General features: G+C 69.8%; 16 protein-coding genes. All 16 read right to left on the reverse strand.

Annotation, left to right across the window (positions count from 1 at the left end):
* Positions 1–2: 2 nt before the first annotated feature.
* The 16 genes from ACIBAE_RS10385 to ACIBAE_RS10460 all read right to left on the reverse strand — a co-directional run bounded on the left by ACIBAE_RS10385 (position 3) and on the right by ACIBAE_RS10460 (position 9459).
* Complete coding sequence (locus ACIBAE_RS10385) at positions 3–584, reverse strand: phage gp6-like head-tail connector protein (RefSeq protein WP_399283715.1); 582 nt, start codon at positions 582–584, stop codon at positions 3–5.
* Positions 585–586: 2 nt separating this feature from the next.
* Positions 587–808 carry a hypothetical protein gene (locus ACIBAE_RS10390; protein WP_399283717.1) on the reverse strand — a complete coding sequence of 74 codons (222 nt, stop codon included), beginning with the start codon at positions 806–808 and terminating at the stop codon, positions 587–589.
* 36 nt (positions 809–844) lie between these two features.
* Positions 845–2056 carry a phage major capsid protein gene (locus ACIBAE_RS10395; RefSeq protein WP_399283719.1) on the reverse strand — a complete coding sequence of 404 codons (1212 nt, stop codon included), beginning with the start codon at positions 2054–2056 and terminating at the stop codon, positions 845–847.
* Positions 2057–2146: 90 nt separating this feature from the next.
* Positions 2147–2821 carry an HK97 family phage prohead protease gene (locus ACIBAE_RS10400; protein ID WP_399283721.1) on the reverse strand — a complete coding sequence of 225 codons (675 nt, stop codon included), beginning with the start codon at positions 2819–2821 and terminating at the stop codon, positions 2147–2149.
* Positions 2818–4005: a phage portal protein gene (locus ACIBAE_RS10405; protein WP_399283722.1), complete on the reverse strand. Its 1188-nt coding sequence runs from the start codon at positions 4003–4005 to the stop codon at positions 2818–2820. The genes ACIBAE_RS10400 and ACIBAE_RS10405 overlap by 4 nt, the downstream gene beginning before the upstream one ends.
* Before the next feature lie 13 nt (positions 4006–4018).
* Positions 4019–5371, reverse strand: coding sequence for a terminase large subunit domain-containing protein (locus ACIBAE_RS10410; protein ID WP_399283724.1), 1353 nt, complete (start codon positions 5369–5371; stop codon positions 4019–4021).
* Between the two features lie 178 nt (positions 5372–5549).
* On the reverse strand, positions 5550–6155 hold the full coding sequence (locus ACIBAE_RS10415; RefSeq protein WP_399283725.1) for a helix-turn-helix domain-containing protein: 606 nt from the start codon (positions 6153–6155) through the stop codon (positions 5550–5552).
* Between the two features lie 127 nt (positions 6156–6282).
* Complete coding sequence (locus ACIBAE_RS10420) at positions 6283–6666, reverse strand: hypothetical protein (protein WP_399283727.1); 384 nt, start codon at positions 6664–6666, stop codon at positions 6283–6285.
* The gene (locus ACIBAE_RS10425; protein WP_399283728.1) at positions 6663–7118 is read right to left on the reverse strand and encodes a DUF6221 family protein; all 456 of its coding nucleotides are present in this window, start codon (positions 7116–7118) and stop codon (positions 6663–6665) included. Before ACIBAE_RS10425 ends, ACIBAE_RS10420 begins: the two co-directional genes overlap by 4 nt.
* Before the next feature lie 20 nt (positions 7119–7138).
* Positions 7139–7429: an HNH endonuclease gene (locus tag ACIBAE_RS10430; protein WP_399283729.1), complete on the reverse strand. Its 291-nt coding sequence runs from the start codon at positions 7427–7429 to the stop codon at positions 7139–7141.
* A gap of 193 nt (positions 7430–7622) precedes the next feature.
* Positions 7623–7886 carry a hypothetical protein gene (locus tag ACIBAE_RS10435; RefSeq protein WP_399283731.1) on the reverse strand — a complete coding sequence of 88 codons (264 nt, stop codon included), beginning with the start codon at positions 7884–7886 and terminating at the stop codon, positions 7623–7625.
* A 180-nt stretch (positions 7887–8066) separates the two neighbouring features.
* Complete coding sequence (locus tag ACIBAE_RS10440; protein ID WP_399283733.1) at positions 8067–8246, reverse strand: hypothetical protein; 180 nt, start codon at positions 8244–8246, stop codon at positions 8067–8069.
* Positions 8247–8392: 146 nt separating this feature from the next.
* Positions 8393–8527, reverse strand: coding sequence for a hypothetical protein (locus ACIBAE_RS10445; RefSeq protein WP_399283734.1), 135 nt, complete (start codon positions 8525–8527; stop codon positions 8393–8395).
* Between the two features lie 75 nt (positions 8528–8602).
* Complete coding sequence (locus ACIBAE_RS10450) at positions 8603–8791, reverse strand: hypothetical protein (protein WP_399283736.1); 189 nt, start codon at positions 8789–8791, stop codon at positions 8603–8605.
* The gene (locus ACIBAE_RS10455) at positions 8791–8973 is read right to left on the reverse strand and encodes a hypothetical protein (RefSeq protein WP_399283738.1); all 183 of its coding nucleotides are present in this window, start codon (positions 8971–8973) and stop codon (positions 8791–8793) included. Before ACIBAE_RS10455 ends, ACIBAE_RS10450 begins: the two co-directional genes overlap by 1 nt.
* A 225-nt stretch (positions 8974–9198) precedes the next feature.
* Positions 9199–9459: a hypothetical protein gene (locus ACIBAE_RS10460; RefSeq protein ID WP_399283740.1), complete on the reverse strand. Its 261-nt coding sequence runs from the start codon at positions 9457–9459 to the stop codon at positions 9199–9201.
* Positions 9460–9484 lie beyond the last annotated feature (25 nt).

The following is a 9484-nucleotide window of genomic DNA, read 5'->3' on the forward strand; positions in this document are numbered from 1 at the left end:
TCCTATCCGAAGCCGGGCAGGCAGAAGTGTTCGATCAGGGCCCACACGTCGGGGTCGCGGCGTGACAGCCGCACCACGCCCCACTCCGCCGACCCGGTGACGCCCTCCGGGCTGTCCTTGCGCCGGTACAGGCGGGCTGCCTGGATCAGGGCCGCCTCCCGGATTTCATCCGGCACCTGTGGCCATCCCCACCGGGCGGTCACCCGAATACGGCCGGCGCCCCACCAGGCACCGGACAGGGCCGTGATGGGTCGTCCGCGCAGCAGTGCGTTGTCCGGGCTGCTCTCGTAGTCCGTCAGGGCAGTCCAGGCGCCAGTAGATCCGGACTCCACCAGGAGCGGCTCGTCGCCGATGTCGTCCAGCAGAACCCGGTCACCGCGCTCGTCCCGGACGGTCCGGCCCGCCAGGGCGAAGGTGCGGGCCACGGGGTCGGGGTCGATCCAGAAGCGGCGGCCGGTGGCGGTGTCGATGCCACGCGATGCCGCGGCGAGGGCGTTGCCCAGCAGCTCGTCGCGGGTGGTGTCGTCCACCTCGATGTCGAGCCGGGCCTTCAGTGCGTCGAGCTGGGCGTACTCGTTGGCCACCGTCACTCCTTGGCGTCGGTGCCTTCGCCTTTGCGGAGGCGTCCCGGGGCGCGCTTGCCCAGGGGCGCTGTCGCGGTCTCCGGCTCCGGTGCGGTCGCGGTCTCCGGCTGCTCTGGGACGGCTGCGGCGATACCGGCGGCGACCAGGTGCTGCGCCTCCCCGGTGGGAAGGTCCGCAGTCTGCCCCTGGGTGGGCCAATCCTCGCCGTTTCGGGTTCCTGACATCTGGACGATCATGCGGATACGCATCGTGCTCTCCCTTCAGCTCGCGCCGCCGGCGAAGTACTTCACGGCGCCCGTCTGGTCGGCGAGGAGACCGTCCGCGCGCAGCAGCGTCCGGAAGGAGACCATGTCGTGGTCGAAGTCGAAGTCGTCAGACCGCTCGAAGCGCACCCCGCCCGCCATGCGGACGTAGTACTGCGAGATGTCACCGAAGATCACCGACTTCGCGCCCAGGCCGACGGCCGCCACGTTCGGGTCGGTGTACAGAGGCTTGCCGAGCAGCGTCTCGGGCGTGCCTACGACCAGCGACGGCTGCCACAGGTACTGGCCGTTCTGGTCCTTCAGCTTGCGGATCGCCGCGACGGAGGAATCCCGCAGCAGCCACCCCGCCGAAGAGGAGTTCCGGTACGGGGCGATCACGCTGTACAGCAGATCGATCAGGTTGTCCGCCGTCGGTGCGCCGGCCGCCCCGGTGCCGCCGGTGACTCCGGCGGTCGCCGACGTGACCAGGCCGCCGGGCTGGTTGGTGCCGGTGCCGGTGATGGCCGCCGCCCCGAACGCGTTGCCCAGCGCCCGCCCGGCCTGACGGGCGAGGAAGCCTTCCAGGTCGACGGCGGTGTCCGTCGTCAGCTCGGTGGAAACCTTCATCATCGCGCCGTACTTGTACGCGCCCAGGGCCCGCTTGCCGAACGCGGGCTCGCTGGTGGGGATCTGCCCGCCCTCGGCGACCAGGGCGCCGCTGCTGTACGAGGTAACGATCGGGATCTCGATCGGCTCGCCGGAGGCAGTGTTCAGGACGGTCGGGCCGGCGGCCATCAGCCCGGACGACTCGATCAGGAACTCCATCAGCCGGTTGTAGAACGTGGTGGGGACGGTGTTCCCGCCGGCCGTCGCGGTGCCCTTGGTCAGCGCACGGAAGTCGACGCGGCCCTCGGGCCGGATCTCGTAAGACCGCACCTCGCCGGTCAGGAACCGTCGCAGTTCCTCGTTGTCCTGGCCCGGCGCCGTGCGTGTGGCGGGCTTGCCGAGCAGCTCGGCGAACGCGGCGTCCGCGTCCCGGGTGCGCTGCTCGGCGTCGGCCAGCTCCTTGGCCCGGGCGTCGTAGCGGTCCAGGTCGGCGTTCAGGGCCTGGTACTGACCTTCTTCCTCGGCGGTCAGCTCCCGCTTCGCCGCCGCGGCGGTGTCGAGCAGCGCCTTGGCCTGCTCCCAGATGTTCGCCCGGCGCTCCTGAAGCGTCTTGATGTAGCTCACGTGCCCTCCCTGGGCATGACGACGGCGCCCAGCGGCCAGCAGACCGGGGCGTCGACTCGGATGGGGTGGAGAGGTGGGGGTCGCCCTGCCTCAGAAGGTGCGGCGCCGGTACAGCTCGGCGCGCCGCTGCCGCAGTGCCAACAGCGGGTGGGTATCGCCCTGCCCGCTCGGCGCCAGATCGATGACGGTGGGCGGGGCGCCGAGAAATCGCTTCAGGTCGCCCTCGCCGGCCGCGGTCCGCACCTCGGCGAGGTCGGCACCCGACCGTTCGGCCAGCGACCGCAGGCCGGTCGACGTGTCGAGATAGGCCGGGGAGTTGACCGGGGCCACATCGACCAACTGCCCGGACAACAGGGTACGCACGGGGAAGTCCTGGCCGGTCATACCCCAGTCGTCCTCGAACGTGTAGAACGCGAACGAGCTGCGCTGGACGTCGCCGCGCTGCACCAGCTCGTACACGTCCGCGCGAGCCTGTGGCACGTCCACGCTGTAATCCAGGCCGGTCCCGTCGACGGCCAGGCGCAGCGTGCCGGCACCGGAGGTACCCAGCAGCATGTTGTCGTCGTGGTTGTACCGGGCCATCGCCTCGGGCCAGCCGTCCCCCTCGGACTTGGCGAAGAACCCGGGGTCGATGCGCTCCACGAACCCGCCCAGGTTGCGGGAGAGCTTATTGAACTTGGCGGCGTACCCACCGATCGTCCTCTGACCGCCGTCCTCCCGGACTTCGACCAGGCCGCGCGTGAACCGCCGCTCGGCGTCACTCATCCGTACTCATCCGTGCCTCCCGGCTTGGTAGTTGAGGCTCTGACAGGGCGCGCGTGGTACGCCTGCCCTTCGCCGTTCGGCAGCGGCGGCAGGTCCTCCAGCGCGCGGATGCCGTCCCGGTTCTGCCAGCCCTGGTCCAGGGCCATCCCATGGGCCCGATACCGGTCCAGCAGCGAGGTACGCAGCATCGCGTCCACGTTGAACTTCACGAACTCGCGCCCCGGCATGAGCTGCGAGAACTTCGTCTCCAGCCGGACCAGCCACGGCCGCAGTGTGAACGTGGCGAGGTCGATGCCTTCCATCTCCACCGTCGAGTAGGTCATCGACCCGCCCGTCTCGCCACCCGCCTTGCTCGGAGGCACACCGTAGATCGTGGCGATCTGCGTGGCGTTCAGCCGCATCGTCTCGATGAACTGCGACTCCTCCGGCGAGACCTTCAGCGCGGTGAAGTCCCAGTCCGAGCCGAACACCAACGGCCTACGGGCACGCACCCGCGCGGCCAGGCGGTCGCTGATCTCTTCGGCCTCATCCGGGTTGATCGCCTTACCGATGTTCTTCATCGTGGCCGGCGGCGTGCCGCCGTTCTCGAACCAGGACCGCCCGTACTCCACGGTGTCCAGACCCTGCCCGATCGACTCGGCGAACGCCGCGATCGGAGACAGCCCCACCACCCGGCCGGGCAGCACCACCCACGGAATGTGGACGATGTCCCCAGCGGGCACGACGCGGCCCTGCCAGTAGAAGACCGGCCGGGTCGGATGCAACTCGTCCACCCACACGTCGTCCGGGTTCAACCACTCGATCATCGTGGGGAATGCGAGGTCGTCCCGCTGAGTGATCAGCCCGTAAGCATTCCCGCGCATCGCCATCGACACCACGCACTTGTGGAGCCACATGAACAAGTCGTCCACGGCGGCCGGCGCGAACAGCAGTTGCGGCACGTAGGAAACCAGTTCCCGGGTCGCCCCGTTGCGGCGGTAGAGCTGGACAGGCAGCGAGGCCACCGAGTCCGCGAGGATCCGCACACACGCGAACAGCGGGATCAGCGACAGCGCGCGCTCCGGCGACACCGAACCCGCGCGCCGCGACCCTCCGGAGCCCCACGGCAGCGCCGTGATCGCCCGCTTACCGGCCGCTCCCGCCCAGCGGAAGGGCGACCACAGGGCAGTCAGCACACGTCCCACGCCAACACCTCCCTCATAGAACCGAGTCCAGCGCGTCGTAGTCGTCCAGCACTGCCGGGCCCCGAGTCAGGAGCGCCCAGCGGGCGATCGTGACCGCGACCAGGGGCGCGGCGTCGACCAGGCTGTTCGTCCTGTCGATCGTCCAGGCGTCACCGACCCTGCGGGTCCGGGCACCGTTCACCGCGGCGGTCAGCGGCACCTGGTCCAGGTGTCTGGCCCTGCCCTGGTTCCAGGCGTCGGCCAGCTGCCCGCACGCCTCCACCAGGTCGTAGGTCCGCAGCACCACCAAATGCCCGCGGTGCGGCTGGTCCTTCTTCTCGGGCACCGTGATCCCGGCCTCCACCAACGCGTCGACCAACGACCCGGCGGGCGACCCGCCGCCAGCCACCGCGACCACCAGCGGATTCCACAAGCGCTTCAACTTCAGGAGCGCCGGGACCACCCAGTCCGTACCGGGCCGCCGGTCCACGACCTCCAGGTGCACCCGCCCGTCGGTCCGCACCGAGGCGACACCGATGGACGACGACCCCCGGTCCTGCGAGACGTCGATCGCGATCGCCACCTCTGGCCCAGCCTGCGACCCGGCATCAACCAGGCCCGGCCACCGCGCCTTCGGAATGTTCGGGTCGGACGGCGGAGTCGCCTTCCGCGTCCGGTTCAGGTACGCCCGGTCGAACTCCGCCGGATCCAGTTTCTCCAGCTCAGCCCGAATGATGGCCTCGGTCACCGTGTGCCCGAGGGCGGGCAACGTCGCACGCCACGTCGCCGGATCATCACGCGGCATATCGTCCGGAGCGAACCACTCGAAGTAGGCCACCGCCGGCCGCTGCCCCGTCTTCCACAGCCGCTCGACGTGCGCTCTGCCGGCCTTGCGCTTCTTGTTCAGCCACACCGACTTCTCCGTCCCACCGGCGGACGCCCACCACAGCTGGGCCATTGCCCGGGTCAGCATCGCCGGGCTGAACGCCTGCTCCAGCCGGTCGTCCTCGTGCGCGAATGCCTCATCGATGATGCCGAGATCAAGCGGCGGGCCGTGGCCGGCCTTCTCCGTGTTCGCCGTGATGCCCATCCGCGACCGCGTCGCCGACCAGATGATCGCCTCGTTGCCATTCGACTTCCGCACCCGGATCCGCTTCGCCAACGGCGAGCCGAGGATCGTCTCCGCGAACTCGTCCTCCCACCGCTGCCGAGCCATCCCCCGCGTCTGCGCCGCGTACACCACGTTCTGCCGCTGCCACGCCGCGATCCGGTGAACCTGCACCCCGAGGATCTGTTGGGTCTTGCCCTGCTGCCTCGGCACCGACAGCCCCACCTCGCGGTGAGCGAAGTGGCCGGTCGCCGGATCAATCTCCAGCGCCACGTCCATCACGTACCTTTGCCACGGCATCGGCGGGAACCCGAGCCGCTCCATCGCCCGCCACGCTTTCGGTCCCAGCGACGGAAACTCGGGACGGCGCGGTGTACCCCAACGCGGCGGGCACGTCAGCCCGTACAGGTCCAGGCACTGGGCCGCGAACTCCGGCGGCGGCGAGAACACCTCGGACTCAGACGTCGCCGAGGTCTCCGAACCCGTCATCGTCGTCGTCATCCGGCGCCCGCCCCTCCAGCAGCGCGGCCACCGTCGCGCGCAGTTCCTTCGCCAGCTGCGGCAGGATCCGCGGATCAGCGGGGATGTGGACCATCGAGCCGCAGTCGTCGCACGGCACCGGCCGCACCCCGTCCATCTGCCGGGCCAGCCGGTACGCGATCTCCGCCAACGTCGGCTCCACCCCAGTCAGATCACCGAGCGCCTCCACGTCCTCGGCAAGCGCGGCCAGCACCGGACCCGCGTCCTGCGGCGCGTCGTCCCGGCGCCCGGGGGTGATGACGAACAGCTCTGCCCCCGTCGCCGCGTCCCGCTTCTCCTGCGGCGGGAGCAGCGCGCCCACCGACACCTCCAGCGCGACGGCCAGGACCACCAGGTCGTCCACGTCGATCCGACGTGCGCCGGCCTCTGCCTTGGACAGCATCGACTTGGAGATGGCGCTCCCGGCCTCGGCGAGCCGGGCGGCCAGGTCGCTCTGGCTCCAGCCGCGCGCCTCCCGGAGTCGCGCCACGGCCTGGGCCGCGTGCTGTCCCGCCGGGCCGATCTCCAGCGCCCTCGTCGCCATGACCGCCTCCCTCCGGGATCGTCGCCATCATGGCGTCGTTGCTGGTCAGGGCCGGGGGGAGAAAAATAAAAGCTGGGCGCGGGGCTGGGAAGATGATCTCCCTAAAAATCCGGCGCGTCTTCGCAGGTCAGACCCGGTAAGGCTCGCCGCCGTTGAGCCGTTGCTCGCGTCGGATGATGTCGCGGATCCACTCGGGGTTGACGCGTGCCTCGGTGCGCAGCGCCACCGCGACGGCCTCGCGGTTGACTGGGTCGCGCAGGGCCCGGCCCCACCCCTGGGCAGTGAGCGCGGCGTGCTGCTCGCCGTCGGCCAGCGTCTCGTGTGTAGGCATCTGGTCGCGAGCGATCCAGCCGGTGTTGAGTCCGCAGTTACAGACGGCGAGCATCTGGCCGGTGGCCTCGGTCTCGCGCCAGCACGCGTCCCTGCTGTCGGCCGGGCTGTCGAGGGTGCGCACCTGCTGGAACATCGTGAGTTCGTGGCGGCTGATCCACGGATCGGGTTCGGTGGTCATGGCCGCCACTCCTTGCGGTAGTCGGGATGGTCGGCATACGCGGCGGCGTGCAGGCGCACTGTGAGGCACGGCCCCTTCGGTACGTCGTCGCGACGTTGATAGTGCGAGTGCTTGGGGGCACAGAGGCCGCAGACCGGGGTCTCGCTGCGCTCCTCGTCGCCGTTCTCCAGCCACCCGATCTCGCGATAGACGATGCCGTGCAGGTCTACGATCCGCCGCTTGGCGTCGACCTCCCGCAGCACTCGGGCGGGGTCGTGGCGGGCGATGTGGGCTGCCGTCGCCCTGAGTTGCCGGTTGCTGAGCGCGAAGCCTTCGGCCACCGTGATGTCGTCCACGGCGAGCACCTCGTCACCCTCGGCGTTGAGGTGCCACGGGCCAGGGCTCGCTGCGCTCGCCCCCTGCTCGTCCTCGTCCAGGCGGGCGCGCACGAAGGTCACCATGTCGTTGTTCATGCGAGGCATCGTCTCGCGCCTCATGGTCCGGCGTACCAGTCGCGTGAGGTGACGAGCTGGGTGACAGCGCTCAGCGGCTTGTCGCCTTTCTCGTTGTTGCACTTGCGGAGGCAGGTGGGGCAGCCGGTGACGCCGTGGATGGGGGCGAGGTTGTCGGGGTCGGCGATCGCGCCGCCCTTGCTGACGGGCTGGATGTGGTCAACGGCGTCGGCGGCCTGGTGGCCGCAGACGATGCAGACGTCGGATGCGGCGAGGCAGCGGGCGCGGGCTTGGCGGTACTCGTAGCTCGTCAGGTCGGTGCGGCCGGCCATTGTCGTCTCCTTCAAGCTGAGCGGCGCCCCGTTGCCTAGGACGGGGCGCCGGCACGGTCCTCACGGATACCGCATCCAGGGGTGTGAGCCGGGGTGCACCACGTTGCAGGAGAGCCGGAATTCCTACCTGGACATCTGGGGGTATGCGAAGGCCCGGCCGCAATGGTTGCTGGGCGGGCCGGTTGAGCTGTGGTCAGGAGCGGCGTCTGAAAAGGCAGATCAGCGCGACGCGTTCACCTGTAAGGGCCTTGCCCTCAGCCGCGGCCATGTTGGACAGCATCCATCCGTTGGACTCGACCGCCTGGATCTGGTCGGCGATGCCGGTCATGGGCGCGGTGGCTTTGCTGCTGGTGTTGGCCTCGATGAACTTGTAGACGAGTACGTAGTCGCCGTTGGTGTACGCCTCGCGTGCGCGCTTACCGGCTTCTTGTGCCTTGGCGTCGTTGATGAAGCCCATGGTGGTCCCCCCACGGTTGATGATGAGGGGATCACGGTGTCAGGGAACGAGCACCGGGTGAAGGCGTATGACAGTCCTGTGACATGACGAAGGCCCCGGTCGTGGGCGGGGCCTGGGGGCGTTGGCGGTCTGTGGGCACGCCGAACGCCCCCTGAGTGTTACACCTGCTGATCGGGCTGGTCAAGCGGCGTTCGCGGTGTCCTGTGGCTGGAGTTCGGTGAGGTCGACACGGGCGCGTCCGGCACGGTCGTAGCCGTGGTGGGTGAGCCGGCCTCGGCGAAGCCACTGGCGGAGGGTGCCCGGCTTGATGCCGGTGGCGGCTTGGGCTGCGTATATGTCTACGAGGATCGGCGTGGCCATGGCTCCATGATCTCTCGCAGGGCGGCCCCGCTGCGATAGTTCGCAGCGGGGCCTCGGGTCCAGCAGCGCAGCAGCCATGAAGCGCGGATGGGATGTGCTCAGGCTACGGCGAGGGTCTGACAGCCGTCATGTCTTGCACGGACCGATCAACCCTTCTTTGGTGCGCCCGCGATGGGCTTCTTCAGCGGCGGGTAGTGCCCGCCGCGCGATGCCTGATAGGTCGTCTCGTGGCCGCGCAGGCGCGGGTCGTCGGACGCGGGTTGGGGCTGTCGGAGTGCCATGATGGCGGTCCTGTCTCTCAGGGGACGGGGCCCGGGGGCGGCCGGTGCTGGCAGGCGGAGGCCGCCCCGGGGGTACTACTGGGGGCTGGTACGGCGGGCGGCGTTGATCTCGCCCGGGTAAATCCCAGCCCGCCGCGCCTCGGTGAGGTTCACGCGAAGGATCGTGACGTCGACGGGGTCGGGCGTCTGGTCGGCTTCGATCTGGTCAATGACAACATCGGTGGCCTCGGCGGCCTGGCAGATCAGGTGCTCGCGGTGGTCCATCAGCGCTCCTCACCGTCAGCGAGTCCGTCCCACGGCTGGCCGTCGTCGGCCACGTCTGCCGCGATCTCGGCGGCGTTGCGCGCGTCGTCCTCCGAGTCGAGCCGGTACTCATCACCCCGGTCCATCCCGTACAGCTCGTTGGAGCTGATGACGTCCGTGATGTCCATGTCGTCGTAGTCCATGTCTGTGCCTCTTTCGTCGTCCGGGGCCTTCGTCAGGCGTGCTTCGGGTGCCAGCGGCCGGCGTCGAGGTCGGCCAGCTCGTCGAGGCATTCGTCGGTGCCCTGCCGCATCCGCTCGGCGACGCCGTGCTGTCCGGCGGCCTGGAGGTCACGCTGGGCGGGCCTGGTCGACGGGCTGGTCCTTGCGGAAGTGGCGTGCGCTGGACATGGGCTCTCCTTGTTGTGGTCAGCGTCCGAGGACGCGGGAAATCACGGTCGCGAGGGCGAACAGGCCGATGCCGATGAGGACGGCGCGGCTGGACAGGTACCGGGCGTCCGGGTCACGCGCGGCGTCCCCGGTCACGCGGTCGATGCGGTCACCGTCGGGGACCAGGCCGCCGTGGACGGTGGCCCGGTGGTAGTCCCGGTGGGCCTCGGATTCGGCTCGTGTGGGGGTGGGCGGGCTGCTGGCTCGGCACTGTCCGCAGCAGTAGCGGTAGGGGCTCACAGGGGCCTCCCGGGGGTGGTAGGCG

Source organism: Streptomyces sp. NPDC051569 (assembly GCF_044454085.1).
GTDB lineage: Bacteria > Actinomycetota > Actinomycetes > Streptomycetales > Streptomycetaceae > Streptomyces.

What these genes read in the sequence shown, in the direction of transcription:
- ACIBAE_RS10400 (WP_399283721.1), bottom strand. Translation starts at nt 2,821, where the DNA reads ATGAGTGACGCCGAGCGGCGGTTCACGCGCGGCCTGGTCGAAGTCCGG.
- ACIBAE_RS10415 (WP_399283725.1), bottom strand. Translation starts at nt 6,155, where the DNA reads ATGGCGACGAGGGCGCTGGAGATCGGCCCGGCGGGACAGCACGCGGCC.
- ACIBAE_RS10450 (WP_399283736.1), bottom strand. Translation starts at nt 8,791, where the DNA reads ATGGACCACCGCGAGCACCTGATCTGCCAGGCCGCCGAGGCCACCGAT.
- ACIBAE_RS10430 (WP_399283729.1), bottom strand. Translation starts at nt 7,429, where the DNA reads ATGGCCGGCCGCACCGACCTGACGAGCTACGAGTACCGCCAAGCCCGC.
- ACIBAE_RS10390 (WP_399283717.1), bottom strand. Translation starts at nt 808, where the DNA reads ATGTCAGGAACCCGAAACGGCGAGGATTGGCCCACCCAGGGGCAGACT.
- ACIBAE_RS10445 (WP_399283734.1), bottom strand. Translation starts at nt 8,527, where the DNA reads ATGGCACTCCGACAGCCCCAACCCGCGTCCGACGACCCGCGCCTGCGC.
- ACIBAE_RS10455 (WP_399283738.1), bottom strand. Translation starts at nt 8,973, where the DNA reads ATGGACTACGACGACATGGACATCACGGACGTCATCAGCTCCAACGAG.
- ACIBAE_RS10410 (WP_399283724.1), bottom strand. Translation starts at nt 5,371, where the DNA reads ATGGACGTGGCGCTGGAGATTGATCCGGCGACCGGCCACTTCGCTCAC.
- ACIBAE_RS10435 (WP_399283731.1), bottom strand. Translation starts at nt 7,886, where the DNA reads ATGGGCTTCATCAACGACGCCAAGGCACAAGAAGCCGGTAAGCGCGCA.
- ACIBAE_RS10440 (WP_399283733.1), bottom strand. Translation starts at nt 8,246, where the DNA reads ATGGCCACGCCGATCCTCGTAGACATATACGCAGCCCAAGCCGCCACC.
- ACIBAE_RS10420 (WP_399283727.1), bottom strand. Translation starts at nt 6,666, where the DNA reads ATGACCACCGAACCCGATCCGTGGATCAGCCGCCACGAACTCACGATG.
- ACIBAE_RS10425 (WP_399283728.1), bottom strand. Translation starts at nt 7,118, where the DNA reads ATGAACAACGACATGGTGACCTTCGTGCGCGCCCGCCTGGACGAGGAC.